Raw genomic sequence first — 18,703 nt, 5'->3', positions numbered from 1 at the left:
AATTCTGAGCAAATAAGGCAGAGGAAGAGCACCGTGATCGGCATTTCGCGGGTGGGTTAAGGTTGTAATTCAGCGTTATGGGAGCGCCTAGGGCTAAAATGGGAACTTTAACGCTGAAAAACAATCTTACAGGCAGAGAAAGAGCACCGTGATGGGTATTTCGGGTGGGTTAAGGTTGAAATTCAGCGTTACAGAGGCGTCTGCGGCTAAAGTAGGAACTGTAACGTTGAAAAACAGCCTTAACGCAGAGGTGAGCAACGCCGAACCGGCTCACAATCAATCAGTCACTCTAACGAACCGGATGATGCTTATTGGTGAGAAAATGGCTACTCTGAAGATCTAACGAACTAAATTGGCGTTATAAGGCAGAGTAATGGCGGTTAAGTGAGCTTTTGATACGAATAACACATCTGGGATTCGTTGGATTTTCTAGTTGTACCATTTTGAGCAAACAAAGGTTAATGAGTTCGTAAAGGAGCCTGCCTCAAGGTCGATTGGCTACTTGGGGCAGGCTCTTTCCTTTACAGATTGGGGAGGGCTATCCCTCTACCGAGTTATTATTTTGAAATATAAAAAGCATTATTCTCAAGCTTAATGTTCAAACCTAACTCATCCACGGCATAGTGCCAGGTCATTGGGAAATAAGTAACATCATTCAATACCAATAAAGGGTACTCTTCGGCATTATTATCAATCCAGACGTCGTTTACATAGATATTGAAATCGGGTTTGCTGGCATACAAGTTTCCGCTTGTAGAGCCGTTGTCTAGCTCAAGTTTACCGGCTTTGTTGGCCGTTTTACGGATTGCAAATCCTACATCTGCATCCCAGACTGTTTCCAGGGCAAGCGCCTGAGTGAATTTATAAGTCATAGGGAAATAGGTAATATCCTTATACGAAATGATTGGGTATTCCAAGGACGAATTAGGTACAGAAGTCCCGTTTACATAAATACTGTAGGTTGGCTTACTAACTTTAACTTGTCCGCTAGGGACAGTTTCGACGGGTTCTGCAGGTTTATTATTTGACGTTGATCCCCCGGATGAAGAACCGCCACCGCCGCTGCCCGATGAAGATCCACCGTTGTGATAATGATATCCCGTACACAAGCCCTTAGCCTTAGAGGCTGCCGAACAATTATGTCCTCCGTTGGCATCTGTTCTGCCAGGGTGGGCATAAACGGATTGTGATACAGATAAGGTAATCATGAATGATAATAATGTTAGTCCAATTCTTTTGAGTGTCATTTCCCTTGTCATCCCCTAAAAATAGTAGTATTTTCCTAGATGATCTTAGCAGAGATTGCTAGGTTGATCAAATTAAGGCAGATAGATTTAATCATCCCTTTATTTACCACATATATAAAATCTGTTATTCTAGTGTATATTGGCGAATTTTACCGATTTATGCGATAAATATCAGGTGAGTAAGTAACAAGTGTATCCAGAGGTGAATGAGATGCTGGTCGAACTGACATTATTTGAAGAAACTAACGAGATGAATAAAATGGATATCGCTCTTGAAGATGACATTACAATGAGTGACTATTTGCCACAACTATTACTGATATTAGAAATTGAAAGCCAAATTGCTAATGAGGATGTTTATTACGAAATTCAAGTTGCTGGACCCGAGTTAAACTGGCAAGTCATTCCTATGGACCAATGTTTAAAGGATTTGGCCGTGATCGGCGGGGGCTATCTTCGAATTTCTACCCAAATAAAGCAACAACCCGAAGTTGAAGCGGAATTAAGTGAAGAAGAGAAGAAAGCCAAGGATAAGAAGCTTAGGAAAGCAAAGGCCAATGAAAGCTTTGGGAATGCTATTAAGGATCTCCTTCTTCGTTCTAAGAATAAGAATAAAGAAGCCAGTCAGTCAGATGAGGAGCTAAATAACAATCCAGTTGAGGAGCAGGCAACAGATCCGATTCTAACAAAAGCTAGAAGAGCAGCTAATAATCCGATTGAGATTAACGTTAATAGTTCTAATGTCCTGCACGGACCACTGCTTATTGGTCTATGCGGAGCAGATACAGAAGTGGATGTAAGTAATTGTGTCTTCACCTTGGCTTCTTCGTTGGTTAAGTTAGGCTATAGACCGCTAGTTTGCGCGGAGTCATCGCAAGAAATAGAGTCTATCGAAAGAATGATATTTGAAGGGGAGAAAGAGGATACGTCTTCGGAGCTATTTGATTTCGAAGGGGTAGATTACATGAGACCCCACGCGGAGTGGAACTTTCACGATTTAATGGAAAGTGACTATACGCATGTTATTTTTTGGTATCAAGCATTTACGGTAGTCCCAGAGAAAGAACGGGAAGTGGATTGGACACGAACCCATATGCCCCTTCTAGTTGCGAACGGTGCGCGATGGAAAATAGATCGGCTGCATACCTTGTTGCAAGAACTAGGTTCACAAGAAAGAAAGAGAACGCGTTTAATTCTGCTGCAATCCAAGGATGATGTCGCGAAAGAATTGCAGAAGGAATTTACGGACTCCACCATTACAATTCTACCTAATTGTGCTGACCCCATTTATCCGGATGCTCAAACAGTGAAGTGGGTTAGTCACTTTTTCTCCATTAAGAAAAGATTTCATGTGCGTCGATCGGGATTTGTTATCTTTGCACTTATTGCGGCGGTCATTACAATTCTAGCCATTAGTATTGGTTTGCTAATTCGTGTACCTGGCTAATCAGGCTTTATATTAACATGTTGGAGGCATCCTGGTGATAAATAAAGAACGTCAAGAATTAATGGTTCAACGAACGCCTAGAATTGTACCCTCGTATTTAGTTGGTGACGTAGAAATTGAAACACCGCCAAGCAAAGCGAACAAACCTGCCATATCTTGGCTGAATATGCTCTTCCCGCCTATTGCTATGATGATGATGTCGATTCTAACTTCTGTTGTTATGAAGTCCAGGAAGATTATTTTCTCGGTTGTGGGCATGACAATTGTAACGATTCTCGTAGCGTTGTTAAGTTATTTCGTATCTCTGCGTAAACATGCGAAATCAGAAAACGAGAAAAAACTCAAGTACAGACAATATAGTATTTCGCTAGTACAGGCTTTGCAGAATGCTAATGCGAAGCAGCGCGAAGTTATGCACCTTGTCCATCCTAGCATTGAGAGTTGTATAGAAATTACAAGCAATTTAGGTAAAGCCTTGTGGGAACGAACATCAATTGAAACTGATTTCCTGCATACACGTCTAGGCATTGGCACACAATTGCTGCAGATGAAGACGATTTTCCCTGAAATGAATAAATCTACAGGCGAAGAGAATATTCTCTTGACGGAACTTAAAAAGCAATGTGAGCCCGTAAATCAGGTTTCAGGCATTCCATTTGCTATACCCTTTCGTGAAATTGGGTTATTAGGACTAGTCGGAAAACGCGAGAAATTACGTGAGCTTATTAACGCGATTGTAATTCATATCAGTACTCATCACGGCTATGATGAGGTGAAAACGGTATTCGTGTACCCGCCGGAAGAGCAGTTGGAATGGGAGTGGCTAAGATGGCTGCCGCATGTATGGAACGATGATCGAAGTGTGAAATATATGGCATCAACGCCATATGATGTTCTCCAAATTACCGAAGATTTACAGCAGCAGTTGAAAGCTAGAGAATCTCGAAAAAATGGGTATTCTGAGGCAAGTAATCAAAATAGGCTCCCCCATTATATTTTCTTTGTCTTGAATCCTGAGTTATTGGAGAATCTCGACTTTTTTAGTTACTTACTCTCAACACAATCTTCCTTGGGGTTAACGAGTATATTCTTATCCGAACGTGTTGATTTGGATTTGCCGTTAAACTGTCAGACCATTATTGAGGCTGTAGACAAAGAGGGCTATGTGCGAAGAGATTTAACCCATAGTCTGAAGGAGTATGGGCGGATGTTTGAACCCGATTATGTAAGTAAAGCCAAAGCCGAACAATTCGCACGCTATTTATCACCAATTAAGCTGAAAGAAACAGGTGGAAAGAATAAAATTCCTTTGCTAGTGACTTTTCTGGAAATATTTCAAGTGGATCAAGTAGCTGACTTGCAGATCCTGAAACGCTGGAACATTAACCAGGCAGATCGCTCTTTGGGTGTGCCTCTTGGGAAAGCGAGTGGCGGGAAGTTATTCATTTTTGATATGCACGAGAAATCTTATGGTCCACATGGACTTGTTGCAGGAACAACAGGCTCAGGTAAAAGTGAATTGCTGCAATCGCTAATCCTTGCGTTAGCTGTCAATTATCATCCTCATGAAGTTGCTATGGTATTAGTTGACTACAAAGGTGGTGGCATGGCGAATGCCTTCCGAGGATTGCCGCATCTGGTTGGAACGATTACCAATCTGGGTGGCAATGAAATTAGTCGTTCCTTAGTATCCATCAAAAGTGAGTTGAAGAGAAGACAGCTTCTTTTCGGACAAATTGGTGTGAACAGCATTGATGCTTACATGGTGAATTATAGAGAGGGCTCTGCGAAAGAACCGCTACCGCATTTAATTATCATTGTCGATGAGTTCGCAGAGTTGAAATCTGACCAGCCCGAATTCATGGTTGAACTCATTAGTGCTGCTCGTGTAGGCAGGAGTCTTGGGATTCACCTTGTACTCGCCACACAGAAACCGTCGGGCGTAGTAAATGATCAAATATGGAGCAACTCCAGATTCAAGCTTTGTTTGAAGGTTCAGGATATTTCGGACAGCCAAGAGATGCTGAAGAGGCCGGAAGCAGCGGACATTAAGGAACGAGGACGTGGCTATCTGCAAGTTGGAAATAATGAGCTCTTTTCCTTATTCCAATCGGCATGGAGTGGAGCGCCATATGAAATTAAACAACAGAAAAGTTCTGTACCCGTTGTATTTAAAGTAGGTAAGAATGGGAATAGGACGCAGATTGGGTCCAAGGATGACCAACCGCAGTCGGAGAAGCCGCCCACACAATTAGATGCCGTAGTTTCACATATTATTAAAGAAGCCAAAGAGAAGGACATTAAGCCCGTACAGCCTCTATGGCTAGATCCATTACCGGAACGAATAGCCTTAGAAGAATGCGGATTGTTATACAATCAAGTTGGTGAGAAACTGAAGGCAGTCTCTTCTGTAGATGGGCTGGTAGTTACGATTGGGATTGTTGATCACCCGGCCGCACAAAGTCAATTCGCACTTCAGCTTGATCTAGGCAAAGAAGGTCATCTTCTTATTTATGGTGCGCCCAATAGCGGAAAAACGACTTTAATCAAGTCGATGATAACCTCCCTTGCTACTTCTTATACAGCGGATGAACTCCATATGTATGTGTTGGATTATGGATCTCGAACGCTTGCTGTTTTCCATGAACTGCCACAGCTAGGTGACGTAGTTTATTTAGAAGATGAGGATAAGCTTATAAAATTGTTGAAAATGCTGGCGGATGAGCTGGATGAACGCAAACGATTATTTGCAACTGTAGGTGTGGGGAATATATTCGCCTATCGTCAAATAACCGCCTCCAAAATACCGGCGATCGTAGTCTTTATTGATAATTTTACGGCCTATTCAGAGAATTATAATGATTACGTGGGACAATTGGTTACTTTCCTACGTGAAGGTGGAAACTATGGGGTTCATCTTATCCTAACTGGAACAACGAGCAATGCCTTTTCTTATAAAATTACGCAGAATGTGAGACAAGTCATTACGCTGCAAATGGCGGATAAATCGGATTATTATTCTCTTGTCGGTAGGACGACTGTTGAACCATTGCATGTACCCGGACGGGGATTGGTGAAATTGGATGTTCCCTTAGAGTTCCAAACGGCACTTCCCAACTTCGGCACTAACGATGAAGAAATGACACTAGGCATTCGGACGATGGGCAAGCAGTTAAATGAGGGTTGGGAAGGCAAAAGGGCGAGGAAAATACCGAACATTCCTAAGAAATTAAGTGTTCAAGAGTTAATGAATCGCTTTGCACAAAATGAGGAAAGTCATGTGGAGTTAGATGGTCCTGCTCCATTCCCAATCGGGTTAGATTTAGAGAGTACCTTCCCGGTTGCCTTGAAGTCCAAAGATTTCTTTAGTTGTGTCTTCTCCTATACCGATGATGTTCAGAATCAGCAGATGATGCATGCTTGGATCCAGATTTGGAACAAGTTATTTAACACCCATCATCTTAACATTCATGTCATTGAGGGTGCAGTATCTCCACTGCAGAAGCTCAAAAAGTCGGGAGACATAGAATCCTATCTGACTTCCGAAGAAGCAGTGCAAATCTGTATCAATCAAATCATTGATGAGCTTCAGAACAGAAAGAATGCAGCACGTGAGGCAGCAGCAAATCTGGATGATCCTGAGACGTTTAATGAGATCAAGTTTATACATGATCACTATCCCATGCAGCTAATATGTATGCCTAGCTTACAAGAGTCTGAATCACTTCTAAACGATGAGGTCAAACAGAATTTGGAGAGAATGGCTCGGTACGGAAAAGGTCTTGGCATCTATATGTTCGTTAGTTCACTGGCAGGTGATTTGAACAGATTGAAAAATTCATTCAACTTCCTGAGCGCATTAATTGAACAAAAAAATGCGATTCTTACAGGGGGTACGCTGCAGCAACACACGGCTTTCAATCAAGAATTGATGGGTATGTCATACTCCGAACAGAACCGAGAATTAGGCGAAGATATTGGCTGGCTGATTCGACAAAATCAAAAAATAAAAATCAAACTTGTGTCGAATTATGAGCAATGTTGACGAATATCAATATTTTAACTAAAATGGGAATAAGTTGTTGGAGGTAACTATGAACAGCATACTTAGCAAGAATTCTCTTTCAACTAGCGAACTCTGTTATCTCATTGCACTTATTGGGGGTAAAACGCTCCCTGGCATTGAGTTTGATGGGTTAGCGGAGATGTCGCTTCCGGAGGTTCGGAAGTTCGTAGATCAAGTTATACGGAAGCTTGAGGGCAAATCTCTCATTCAAGTTAATTTCGATGGAACAGTGAAGATTCAAGAAGACTTTCATACGCTGTTAAGTGCTATCGCCTATGCGGATAGAGTCATCACACAGACAGTAGGTATGCATGGCGAGGAGTTTCACTTCCAATACTTTCTACATGATAACAATATCGTGGAATTAGTGAGAAAAGAACAAGATGTCTATCTGCTTCAGCAAATATGGGCTGCTCATGATTTACTGGCGATTATTGTTGAAAGAAAAGGACTAACAGTGGAGTCGCAAGGCGAAGAAGCAGGCGCAGACTCCTGTACGCTAATTTCTTATAAGATCCAAGAAAACGAAATTATCGATGTTAGCGAGTTAAGTTTTATTAAGAAGGATTCAACGCTGCTGTATGCGCAATTAGAGGCAGATTCCGATGGTGAAAGCCATAAATTTCGACTTATCCCGATAGATTACGATGGAATGATGAATAAGTTGGTCCACTATGTGATGGATTTAGGAGTGATCGTATGAACTCAACCTATGCTTTCGCTGCGGCTACTAAGCTTAACCCCATAATTACTAGTGCTACTAATCTAGCAAATGAGATGAGATCGAAGTCCAAGGACACTTCAAGTTATTGGAATAAACTGGGACAGGCTGAATTTCAAGGGAAGTGCGATGAATGGATACGAGATTGTGATAGTGTCACACGCTTGCTGCAATCCCTCCAAAGCAGGATTCAAGGCATCGCAACAACCCTGCAAGGGGAAGAGATTAGGCAAGAGCAACAAAGACAAGCTGCAGTAAGGGCTCAAGCACAAGCGCAAGCCTATGCACAAGCACAAGCTTATGCACAAGCACAATCGAATACACAATCACGAAAAGCGTAAATGAGGCAGGGAAAATCTTTGATGGGTTATTACTCTTTTTAAATTTGAAGAGTTGATATCATAAATTTATTATTGGAGGGATTGGATAAGATGACAGAATATTTAAAAGTGGACTATCACTTACTTGAGGGCAAGTCAAAAGAAATGGCGGGGCATAAGGATAGTTTTGATAGGATGATCGTTCAAGCAAATACTACGATTGACGGATTATCAAATGCTTGGGACAGTACTGCACAGAAACAATTTGCAGACAAGTTTAAAGAATTAAAGCAAACATTCGATAATTTCTCGAAAATGCTCGAAGACTATTCATTATTTCTAAAAGCTTCTGCAGGCCACTATAGGACAGCAGACGAAGCCATTCAGAGTGCAATCAAGAAATTTTAATAGGATGAAGAGAATTGCTGTGCAGCCAATGCACGGCTTTTTTTTAGGCTCATAATGACCGTAGGGGTTTAGAAAGGGTGATAGGGTTGATGAGGAAATTAATCGTGTTAATCCTGATTGTGTTAAGCATGGCAAGTACGCATAAGGTCTATGCGGAGAATGAGATAGGTGTTTACTATTTAGGTACTAAAATTGATTTCGATGTGAAGCCAGTCATGATAGATGGGACGCTAATGGTTCAGTTCAGACCTGTTTTCGAGAAAATGGGTTTAACTGTGACGTGGGATGAACAAACCCGTAAGATTAGCGGTAAGAAAAATGATCTTGTTATTGATTTATTTCTTGGCAATAAATATGCCATCGTCAATCAAACTACGAAAGAGCTTCAGGTTGTTCCGCAAATTAGGAATGGAAGTACCATGGTACCTTTGAGATTCATCAGTGAATCATCGGGGAAGATCGTAAAATGGTATGAAAGCTCTAACTATGTCGATATTACGAATGGCGTAGAAAAAAAAGGGAGCTACAAGCCTTACGCTGGGGAAAGTTTCATAGACCTAGACTACACGCCTAAATTTCCAAGTTACACGCAACCTTACATCAGCGAGAAGAATGGCTATACCTATGCAATGTGGGTTAAAGAGGAACAGTTTCCATGGACCCAGACAGCCTTGACGAATATATATGTCTCCGTGGCCAAAGATGGGAAATGGATCATTAAAAATCAATTGATGTCGAGTCAGCGACGAGATAGTCAGATCGTAAGGTATTCCTATTTCTTCGAAGATGGATCGTTCTATTGGAGAGATGATGTGGGGCTCAAGAAGATAACTTCAAATGAGTATGGATTTAGCAACGAATCCTACATTTTTAAGATGTCCTATCCAACCAATAAAGTCGAGAGTATTAATCCCGTCTACATAGATGGTGAAATGAATTTACTTTATGGCAGTGGCGGCGACTATCGAATCTATAAGACAAGCAATGGCTACTGGGAGAGCAATAATTATATCGAAGTCAAAGATATATTCAAGATTCTTCCCCAAAGTGGTATAAACACTAGTTACATCTATTCATCTGCCAAGAAAATTCTCTATATCCTAACGGATAACGGTTATAAACAGCTGAAAATTGATACTGGTGATCTTCTCTATGATTCTAAGGGTAATGATTTGGTTGAAAAGATTAGTCCTACAGCCATGGGTAATCCTTTGAAATGGTTTCATGAAGGTAATTTGTACTACTTATACATGGATGGTCAAGGTTCGTCCTATAAATTTGGTTTTCTAAATCAGGATATGACCTATGTATCGGGGATTCCGACCCAAATCAAAGTAGGTAGTATTGAGAATAGTCGAATTATACTGACCGATAGTGAAATTCGATTCTGGTCTAGTACCCTATTCGAGCGCAAGCCAGTAATGGAGCTTCATGTTTTCAATAGATAAAACTTTATGATTCGACTTAATTCGACATGAATTGGTTGTTCATCCTTGTTTTAGACAAAGAATTGCCTAATATCGACACAAAATTTACCAAAAGCTCTTTTCATATGACTATTGTTAACTTATAATTCAACTGGAAAGATGAGGTATATATGAAAGATAGTCTTAAAGACACAATTTAATTTCTGTGTTGTTTTTATTTGACGAAGTAAGCAATAAAGTCCTAAAATGGCACCATTTCATATAGTCGTATTCACCTAGAAAGGTGGTTTAGGTTTGAAATCGCGTAGAAGACAGACGATCCTGAAGTATTCTATTTATGTTGGAATTATTGTAACTGTAGCAACAAGCTCAGTGGGTTTCGCTAGTTATAGGTTTTATAATGCGAAGTTAATTAAAGAACGTTCTAATTTCCAACAACAATTACTGGAAGAGAAAGAAAAGCTAAAGATTTACGAGAGTAAAAATCGGGTGGGCTGGGTCCTACTTACAGATAAAAAAGCAGGAGAGACCATTCTAGAAGCGGACGTAAAAAAACAAGAATTGCCGGATTACTTCACGCCTACCAATTTAGTACTGAAAAAGGAAGATGTCGTGGGCAAGACGATTAAAATTAATGCTCTTACCTCATCAGCCATTACTGTCGAGATGGTCTATGCGAGCGGGCCGCTGGCTGCAGATGTTAGGAAAGAAGAGACGGAGTATATCAAGCTGCCTCTGAGAGCGGAGAAAGGTCAGACTACGGTTGATATTCGCGTTGTATTTCCCAATGGGGAAGACTACGTTGTCATCTCTAAGAAGAAATTGAATGATTTCGATTTAGATAAGCAGCAAGCATTTTTTACGGATAATGAAGAAGAGGCATTGATGCTCCAATCTGCCTTGGTAGATGCCTATATCAATAACGCTGAACTGTATATGAAGGCTTATGTCGAGCCTGAAATGCAAGCGGCTCCTATAGCTAATTATTTGCCTAATTTGGATGTTATTTCACTTCTGAAATCAGATCCCATGATTGTTGATAGAGCCAAATGGGGATTAGTAGATCGATTACGCAAAAGTTTAGATGATCGATTAAAAGAGATAGAAGAGGCGAAGAAGGTTCGTGTCGGTGCAGATGCCCCACAGAATAGTGGTGTCATCAAAAGGAAGAAACCAGATGGTGCAACAGCAGCAACACCAACGGACCAGCAACAGAAACCAGTTCAAGGCGGAGTTAACAGTATCGCCAACCAATCCAATAACCCTACTATTCAACAACCAGGAACAACCAATAACTCAACTAAGGAATCCACTAGTAAAGATAAGGCGGCTAAGAATGGTGCTGCAAGTTCCAATTCGGGCCAGGATACGATCTTCCCTTCAACGGTAAGCGAAATTCCACCTAATCTTGCCCCTGCAGATTCATCGAGCACACCTAACTTGTTGGGAGGAGAATGAGTGTATGAATATTCTAGTCGCTGGAAATTGTGATAAATATGATTTCGTTCTTACTCTTGCAATTATGCTTGGTGCCTATAAGGAAGAATCCGTCATGATCGTTACAGACAATGACCGTCATTATCGCTACTTCCAAGGGGAGGCATCCGGTGTGAAAATCGTAAATCACATTCCCCCTTTCCCATTTGCTATAACCATTTATGATTGGCATAACCGTTATCCGGTTGATGTTGAATTTGCGAAGTGTCTTCTTGCCACAAATTTCGAAAGGAGTTCACTAGCGCATATCGATGAACTTCTCAAAACGATTACACCTGATGCGCTTCTGGTTATGGAAGCAGAATGTGGTGTCAATCTTAACTACATCGAGAAAAATGTGCCAAGTGAAGCACCAGTCTATTCCTATTATGATGACCCAAGACGACGAATTGACTGGGTACATGACGGTCGCGTTGAGCTTAAGGACCTGGATAAGGAGTTTAGCGAAACAGTAGGAAACGTGCTGACAGACATTTGTGAGCTCCCGATCAAGGATATTAAGAAACTGTGGTCATATGCAAGGAAAAGAGGTGTACTTACGTGTTAGTCGCTTTTTGGGGGCCAGTACATGGTCAAGTCAATACAACAAGCAACATGATTGCAATAGCAACCATGCTTGCATTGGATCACCATATTCGTATTCTGTTAACGCACACCCACCTCGAACGCTCCACATTGGAGAAGGCCTATTCGAAGCTTCGACAAGTTGAGAGAGACTCGGAATCGGCTGGAGGTATGGACGGTATCTACCGACTAGCGGAATGCAATATGCTCACACCAGAGCGAGTAAGGGATAACGCTGAATCTCTTGTGAAAAACCGATTGGATATGCTTGCCGGTATGACTTCTGGTGACAGTCATAAATTCAAGAGCATATTGCCCGAATTTATTAAGCAAGCTCAGAAACCGCAGGCTTATGAGCTCATGTTCGTGGATGTTTCTTCGGGAACGAGAAATGAACTATCTAATTTAGTCATGGAGCAGGCCGATTTAATTGTGGTTAATATCAATCAGAACAAATCGGTGCTGGATCCTTTTTTCAATCGAGGAGAGGATTGGCCTGAGGTTCTCAATAAGAAGCCGGTTATTTTTTGTATTGGATCCTATCTCCGTGCTTCAAGTATGTCACGAAATCGCATTGCCAAGGAACACAAGATATCTATGAAGCATATTGGTTATGTGCCACACCATTTCAAATATTTGGATGCACAGAATGAGCAGCATATTATCCAATTTCTAATGAAAGTAAGATCCGTGAAAAAGAAGTTTCTTAGTTTCAATGAGGATGTCTTCTTTACCGAGGCCGTTCGTGAAATGGGGAAGCGAATTTTAACATCGCTTGAGATCTTACCTCCTTCGGAGGAAGAGATGTATGGTTAACGTACTTTTAACCGTCCTAATTGCTGTACTAATACTCATTGGGTTAGGCTATATGCTTATTCGGAAGCGGGGCTTAAAAAGCAATATAGATGAGCATCTCATCTATGATATTGAAGAAATAAAGAACTTCATTGCAAAGAACTTGCAAGACTACATGTCTGCCTCTCTCTACAAAGGGAATCCATCTAAAGAGGAATACAATCGTAGGAAATCTCGCAGAAATGATTTGCGCAAGGCACTCCGTTCTTGCATGTATGGCAATATTGCATCCAAGAAATATGTCAAACTATACATGAAAAACACGTTAATAAGTAAATACCAATTGAATGAAGAGAACATTAATAAAGTCATTCCTTTCGATCGTCCACAGCGTTTAACCGAACAAGATTGTGCGGAAATATTGCTTCATGTTTTCCAGAAAGAATTCGGCCAAGATGCGCTGAAGAAGCTCATTAGTAAACATCATTTGGATCAAAAGACCTTGTATTCGGATGGCACCAAGGGCTATCGCATTACCAAAGATCAAATTCGCGAGGTCTATGCACTTGAAGATCCTGTGTTAACGTTTGATGATAAGTTGGATATTGTTGTGCAGCGTGTTTATCAAAAGTACAAGGGTCTAGGTGTTATCGATGAAATCAGAGATCAGAATATTGATGGTGTTAATGGGGGCACGAGCGGCTTACCGCCGGATGTTATTCAAGCCTTGGATGCACAGAAATATATGGATCAGAAACAAGAAGTCGCACGTTCCTACGATGCCGTATGGATTTTCTATCAGGGGAAATCTATTCATCTGGCATACTTGAGCTTCGGTACGGAAAAAGAGTTGATTCGGGTATGCTCGAATATATACGGCTTTGGTAACCCGTATCAACTTAATCAGGCCAGAGGCTATGTCGTTAACGATATGGCGGATAGCAGCAGGGTGGTCGTTGTACGACCTAAAATGGCGGAAAGCTGGGCATTTTTCGTTCGAAAATTTAATGATGAGCTCGTTGCACTAGAAGAGCAGTTTAAGGACGATAATGCTGAATTACCGATTACTCTTTTGACTTATTTAATATTAGGGCAGCAGGTTACCGCTATTACGGGAAGACAGGGAGCAGGTAAAACAACCTTATTAAAGTCGTTGATCGGCCTGATTCAGATGAAGAATATTCGTATTCAAGAGTTGAGTTTCGAAATGTGGGCAAGAAGGTTGTATCCTCACAAAAATATATTAACCTTCCGTGAAACGGCTACCAATAGCGGGCAGGAAGGACTCGATATTCAGAAGAAAACGGATGGTGCGGTCAACATTCTAGGTGAAGCAGCGACACATGCACAAGTTAGTTATGCCATTCAGATGTCGCAAACGGGATCGGATTATACGCTTTTCTCCCACCACGCCAAGACGCCATCTAAACTGATGAATTCTTTGCGAAACAGCCTTATTGCTAATGGTGATTTCAGAGATGAGAAGGAAGCTGAGAAACAAGTTGCTGAAGCTCTAGGATGGAATGCTCATTTGAACTTGTCAGGTGAAGGACGTCGTAATATTGCTCACATTACAGAAATAGTGGCTCTAGATGAACAGAATGAATTGCCGAAGGCCTATAAGGAGAAGCAGCAGCTCACAGATAAGCTAGATGCTTTCATGGATACGATGGTGGCTCATTACGAGTCCCTGAAGCCAAAGACATACGAAATTAACACCATTATTGCTTTTGAAGAGGGGCAGTATGTGGCCAAGAATCCAATCAGCTTGGATCGGGTCAAGGAAATGATAAGCAAAATGGATGAGGAAGACGCAGAAGGGTTTCTTCAATTTCTAGATAAGCATTGGGGTCAGGTCGCATGAGTATACAAAATATGATAGCTGTTATTCTCATTTCACTTGTTTCCTTGCTGGGTGTTTTATTGTTGCTTCTGCTTGTTGTTCAAAACAAAATGCAAGGCTCCAATTATCAGGAACAAAAACGTATTCTAGCTATGATGGCTCAGAAGCCTAAGGATGGAAGATGGCTGCGCTTTTGTGAAAGTATGTACCCTTATCTGCTTGAAATTCCAGTTATTAGAAACATGCTGCTTCGAATTCGATCTCGCTTAATGATCATCCATGCAGGCGACGAGAACATTGTAAGAGGAAAAGCAGCGAGTATTACAAGTTTAATTATTGGCTTGATTCTTATCATTCTGATCTTTTCTTTTATATTGACAAGCGCGTGGTCTACAAGATTCGCCATCGTGCTTACATCCTTATATATCGGAAGTTTCATGAGTGATATGTTCATTGGCAGGACGGAAAAACAAATGCTTCGAGGCGAAGCCGAAATGATTCTGGATATCCGACACGAATATCATCAAACTCACAGGGTCAGAGAAAGTATTGAACGTTCTAGTGAACGCTCTAAACCCATTGTAGCTGCTCATGCTCGCAAAATAGCAGAGATTCTGGAGGCCGTTGATCCTGAAGAGGAACTAAGAATCTATTATGATGTTGCTCCGAATCGATACATGAAACAACTAGCGGGAGTCAGCTATAAGATAAGTGAGTACGGGGATGCCGATGTGACCAAAGGAGAAAAATCACTGTACTTGCAAGCGCTTGGCAACATACGCGAAGAAATCCATATGGATGTGAGCCGCAGAGATCGCTTAGATCGTATGCTCGCAGGAATCGTATTCGTCGCCGTATCTCCGGTATTTATGCTTGAGCCTATGCGGAAGTGGTCGGAATCCCAATTTCCGATTGTCTCCAACTACTATAACTCGGCATGGGGCTTGTATTCGCTTATTTTACTCTATGTCATCTATATTGCTTCATTCTTCGCATTGCGGGTTGTGAAGGGCTTGGATGGAGATGCACAGGCTGTGCAAGACGAGGGGAAATGGCTGAATCGTCTTTTGAAATTCAAGTGGCTATATTCTATCGTGGATCGCGTTGTTCCGGCTGAATATGAAGGGACCCATTTCAAAGTATCCCAGCAATTGAAGGATGCGAATTCCAAGCTTACCTTGCACGCCTTTTACTTGCAGAAGTTCTTGTTTGCAGTCTTTCTATTCATAGGCACTATCGTTTCACAAGTGTATATCCATGAGCATGTTAAGCACAATTTGGTGTATCCCAATCAGGAAATTATGACGGGGGGCAATCAATCCTCCTCGCAGGTGCTGCTTAGCCGGGAGCGTTATGAGTTTGAAGTGGCCTTAGTCAATGAGATCCTTGCTAAGAATATGAAACAAGAAGAAATTGTTCCCTTGGTGATTGAACGTATACAAGGGAATAATACATTTCTCCCTTATGATCTCGATCGCAATAAGTATGCTTTGCAAATAAGCAAACAAGTCAGTGAATACAGAAATGAGTATTACAGATGGTATGAACTCATTATTGCTTTCTTCCTTGCGGTAGTGTCCTATCAATTGCCCAACTTGATTATGACAATTAAAAAGCAAATGCGCATGTGGGAGATGCAGAACGAAGTGGATGGCTTTAACACCATTGTCATGATGCTTTCTCGTATACCAAGCATAACGGTTTACGAAATTATCGAGTGGTTTCACCGATATAGCTACATCTTTAATGACCAGCTTCTACGCTGCACACTGGATTATGAAGCGGGAGCCTGGCAAGCGCTGGAGAACTTGAAAGATGATGCCAGATTCATACCGCTGGAAAGGCTGGCAGACCGGCTTCAGGTTGCTGCAGAGTTAATTCCCGTCAAGGACGCCTTCGATGATATGGAGATTGAACGAAGCTTTGCGATGGAACAGCGGAAAGAATACTACGAGAAAATGGTCACCAATAAAAGCACGATCGGAAACTTCATCGGGTTTGTCCCGCTTTCTGCAACCTTTGCGCTTTACCTGTTAATTCCATTCGTCTATCTAGCATTCCAACAACTCGGCGAATTAACGACCGTAACGAATACGATGTAAAGGGGGAGCGACGTGGAAAATATAGCGACCTTTCTAAAGTGGACGATAGGCGTATGCCTTACACTAACAATCATCATGGCCGGTGTTGCTCTCTGGAATAAAGTAGTACCCATTATTACGACTTCCAATGCGCAAGCGGCTCAGCAAGCAAGAGCGGTGGTGGATGATGAATATTCTGCTTATGACAACCAGATAACAAGTGGATCTCAAATTCTAACCGCTTATCGTCGGTACTCGTATCACGATGTGTTTTATCTCTACATTCAAACGAACACGAATAGCTGGACCCTTAACTTCGGCATGCAGCCTAATGAAAGTACTTCATCTTGTGCTGGGTTTGATTTTTCTACGGGGAAACTAACAACAGGGACTCAAAGCTGTAATATCAGCTTGAATCAGGTTACGAACAATACAAGCTCGTATTATATCCCGCCACAAGCTCGTTTCCGATCTACGGTGCTTAAGGATGCCAATGATCGAGTGACCGGCATCTATTTCATGGCTCAATAACAATGGCTCAATAACAACATAACTATTAGGAGGGAATTTATTATGGAAAATATTTCGATAGGGTTAAAATGGGCAATTGGCGTGATTGTAACGCTGTTAATTATTGCAGCGGGAGTGGGGATTTACTTTGTTGCTAATGGGTACTTCAACCGTGCTCATGAGCAGACGATGTCTCAGTCGCAGATGTTAAGTCAAGCCGAGTTCAGCACTTACGATAATAAGGATGTTACGGGGCAAGATGTGATTGACGCGGCTACGAAGTATGCGGGACGTCCGCAGTTTTCGATTCATGTCAATACTGGGGTTAATGGTAAAACGACAGGAAGTGGGTTTTTTTCTAAAAATAACTACGATATTTGCTATGCAACACCACCAAGTTCAGGTGAGCAAGTACAAGTGTCAAGTTATACTTGCTCTGGAAAACAAATAACACTTTCACAGATGCAAGATGCAACAAAAAGTGATAATTACATTAATCCAACAGGTATTTTTGCGTCAAATATTTTCCGAGATGCGAACTCTGAAGTACGTTTAATTGAGTTTAAGCAAAAATAATGCTTTTTGATGCCGTTCCTTGAAGGGACGGTTTTCATTGTTTTACTTAAATTAGTATGGAGGCAGCCTACTTGGAAAATCTCCGGAGTTTCTTACTAACGATATTTGCTTGGATTCTCTTTGCTGTAAGTGGATTTATTTTTCTAAAGCATGAATCTATAGGCACTATTCATACAGGTGAAGCTGTGTCGCAGCAAATCGCGCCAGCCAAATACACAGGAACTGCCGATCTAACCTCCATAAAAGGTGAGCAGCTAATCGGTATGGTTCCTTCTGCGCTTGCAGGCAACTTTCAATTAATTATCGATGGTTTGAGCATTACGGACACGACGGATATTACAACTGTTGACTTGCGAGGAGTTCCTGGATTGTCTTACAACATCCGTATAACTAGAGATGCAGTCGGCAACATTGCAACGATCCGTGCAACTCATTAAGAAGGGAGGCTGCCATAGTGATCGATGCCTTTAAAGGAGCAGTTATTATTGTGCTTCTTGCAATTGTATTCGGTGTGTACCCCGCATACAGACAAGCCGAGAAGGTCGACGATATGACCTACCAAGTATCCGATGCGGCGATTACACAGTTTGTTGATACCGTTAGGGGGAAGGGCTACGTAGACGTGCGGGATTACAACCAATTCTTACGTTCGCTGGATACTTCTAATGCTGTATTCGATGTTACCTTGGAGCGCTACAAAAAGGTCATTGAACCTACCTATACGAATCCCAATAACTTTGGGACGTTCCAACAGACATTTACAGTTCGGTATGACGGATACTTTACCAAAGAAATACTCAGTACGCTGTATCCAAGTGCGCGGCTTGCAGATGATGATGTATCGCGGAGATATACCATGCATGTTGGAGATATATTTAACGTTCGCATTCAATCACGTGGCATTACCCTTGCAGGCAGGCTTCGCTCTTTCCTATTCAGAGGACAAGCGGTTCCGATTGCCATTAAAAAGGGGGGGATGGTACGAAGTGAAGCCCCTTAGTCTTGTCTTATTATTTTTAATTATCGCCATCCCCCTCGTATTTGTGCATGATGCCAGACAGGATTCGTACGATCGAAGTGTTACCCTGCACAAACAATATGAGGATGATTTTCAGGCTGCGGTGGACGATGCGGGTGCATATTTGGCTAGAATGGAGTCACAACAAACGACGACCGCCGTTCGGTATCATGAACAAAAGCA

Annotated in this window: 18 protein-coding genes; 17 read left to right on the top strand and 1 reads right to left on the bottom strand. The window is 41.7% G+C overall.

Annotated elements, in window-relative coordinates; translation table 11 throughout:
- Positions 1-175: 175 nt before the first annotated feature.
- A complete protein-coding gene (locus IEY34_RS28925; RefSeq protein WP_189018614.1) occupies positions 176-343 on the top strand; it encodes a hypothetical protein in 168 nt (55 codons plus the stop codon).
- A 214-nt stretch (positions 344-557) separates the two neighbouring features.
- Here IEY34_RS28925 and IEY34_RS28920 read toward each other — a convergent pair whose 3' ends face one another.
- Positions 558-1,247, bottom strand: a complete 690-nt coding sequence (locus tag IEY34_RS28920; protein WP_189018612.1) for a YHYH domain-containing protein — start codon at positions 1,245-1,247, stop codon at positions 558-560.
- A gap of 211 nt (positions 1,248-1,458) precedes the next feature.
- On the opposite strand from IEY34_RS28920, the gene IEY34_RS28915 reads away from it, so the two are divergent.
- The 16 genes from IEY34_RS28915 to IEY34_RS28840 form a co-directional block, all read left to right on the top strand.
- Positions 1,459-2,694 (top strand): hypothetical protein, encoded by a 1,236-nt coding sequence (locus tag IEY34_RS28915; RefSeq protein WP_189018610.1) that lies wholly within the window; start codon positions 1,459-1,461, stop codon positions 2,692-2,694.
- A gap of 34 nt (positions 2,695-2,728) precedes the next feature.
- Positions 2,729-6,739 carry a type VII secretion protein EssC gene (essC, locus tag IEY34_RS28910; RefSeq protein WP_189018608.1) on the top strand — a complete coding sequence of 1,337 codons (4,011 nt, stop codon included), beginning with the start codon at positions 2,729-2,731 and terminating at the stop codon, positions 6,737-6,739.
- Between the two features lie 49 nt (positions 6,740-6,788).
- The gene (locus IEY34_RS28905; protein WP_189018606.1) at positions 6,789-7,463 is read left to right on the top strand and encodes a hypothetical protein; all 675 of its coding nucleotides are present in this window, start codon (positions 6,789-6,791) and stop codon (positions 7,461-7,463) included.
- Positions 7,460-7,822, top strand: a complete 363-nt coding sequence (locus IEY34_RS28900; protein ID WP_189018605.1) for a hypothetical protein — start codon at positions 7,460-7,462, stop codon at positions 7,820-7,822. The genes IEY34_RS28905 and IEY34_RS28900 overlap by 4 nt, the downstream gene beginning before the upstream one ends.
- Before the next feature lie 90 nt (positions 7,823-7,912).
- Positions 7,913-8,209 carry a WXG100 family type VII secretion target gene (locus IEY34_RS28895; RefSeq protein WP_189018603.1) on the top strand — a complete coding sequence of 99 codons (297 nt, stop codon included), beginning with the start codon at positions 7,913-7,915 and terminating at the stop codon, positions 8,207-8,209.
- A gap of 89 nt (positions 8,210-8,298) precedes the next feature.
- Positions 8,299-9,657: a stalk domain-containing protein gene (locus IEY34_RS28890; protein ID WP_189018601.1), complete on the top strand. Its 1,359-nt coding sequence runs from the start codon at positions 8,299-8,301 to the stop codon at positions 9,655-9,657.
- Positions 9,658-9,930: 273 nt separating this feature from the next.
- On the top strand, positions 9,931-11,094 hold the full coding sequence (locus IEY34_RS28885; protein ID WP_189018599.1) for an SAF domain-containing protein: 1,164 nt from the start codon (positions 9,931-9,933) through the stop codon (positions 11,092-11,094).
- A 4-nt stretch (positions 11,095-11,098) separates the two neighbouring features.
- The gene (locus IEY34_RS28880; RefSeq protein ID WP_189018597.1) at positions 11,099-11,680 is read left to right on the top strand and encodes a hypothetical protein; all 582 of its coding nucleotides are present in this window, start codon (positions 11,099-11,101) and stop codon (positions 11,678-11,680) included.
- Positions 11,674-12,513 carry a hypothetical protein gene (locus IEY34_RS28875; RefSeq protein ID WP_189018595.1) on the top strand — a complete coding sequence of 280 codons (840 nt, stop codon included), beginning with the start codon at positions 11,674-11,676 and terminating at the stop codon, positions 12,511-12,513. Before IEY34_RS28880 ends, IEY34_RS28875 begins: the two co-directional genes overlap by 7 nt.
- Complete coding sequence (locus IEY34_RS28870) at positions 12,506-14,356, top strand: P-loop NTPase family protein (RefSeq protein ID WP_189018593.1); 1,851 nt, start codon at positions 12,506-12,508, stop codon at positions 14,354-14,356. Before IEY34_RS28875 ends, IEY34_RS28870 begins: the two co-directional genes overlap by 8 nt.
- On the top strand, positions 14,353-16,437 hold the full coding sequence (locus IEY34_RS28865; protein WP_189018591.1) for a hypothetical protein: 2,085 nt from the start codon (positions 14,353-14,355) through the stop codon (positions 16,435-16,437). The genes IEY34_RS28870 and IEY34_RS28865 overlap by 4 nt, the downstream gene beginning before the upstream one ends.
- Before the next feature lie 12 nt (positions 16,438-16,449).
- Positions 16,450-16,947: a hypothetical protein gene (locus IEY34_RS28860; protein WP_189018589.1), complete on the top strand. Its 498-nt coding sequence runs from the start codon at positions 16,450-16,452 to the stop codon at positions 16,945-16,947.
- Positions 16,948-16,989: 42 nt separating this feature from the next.
- Positions 16,990-17,502: a DUF1634 domain-containing protein gene (locus IEY34_RS28855; RefSeq protein WP_189018587.1), complete on the top strand. Its 513-nt coding sequence runs from the start codon at positions 16,990-16,992 to the stop codon at positions 17,500-17,502.
- A 71-nt stretch (positions 17,503-17,573) separates the two neighbouring features.
- The gene (locus tag IEY34_RS28850; RefSeq protein WP_189018586.1) at positions 17,574-17,939 is read left to right on the top strand and encodes a hypothetical protein; all 366 of its coding nucleotides are present in this window, start codon (positions 17,574-17,576) and stop codon (positions 17,937-17,939) included.
- Positions 17,940-17,956: 17 nt separating this feature from the next.
- Positions 17,957-18,502, top strand: coding sequence for a hypothetical protein (locus tag IEY34_RS28845; protein ID WP_189018584.1), 546 nt, complete (start codon positions 17,957-17,959; stop codon positions 18,500-18,502).
- On the top strand, positions 18,489-18,703 hold a 215-nt coding region (locus IEY34_RS28840), incomplete at its 3' end, for a hypothetical protein (protein WP_189018582.1). The genes IEY34_RS28845 and IEY34_RS28840, both read left to right, overlap by 14 nt.

Origin of the sequence: Paenibacillus marchantiophytorum, assembly GCF_014640555.1 — a bacterium.
In the GTDB taxonomy this organism is placed as follows: domain Bacteria; phylum Bacillota; class Bacilli; order Paenibacillales; family NBRC-103111; genus Paenibacillus_E; species Paenibacillus_E marchantiophytorum.
The sequence above is the reverse complement of the archived record's forward strand: the minus strand, read 5'-3'. Positions and strand labels throughout refer to the sequence as shown.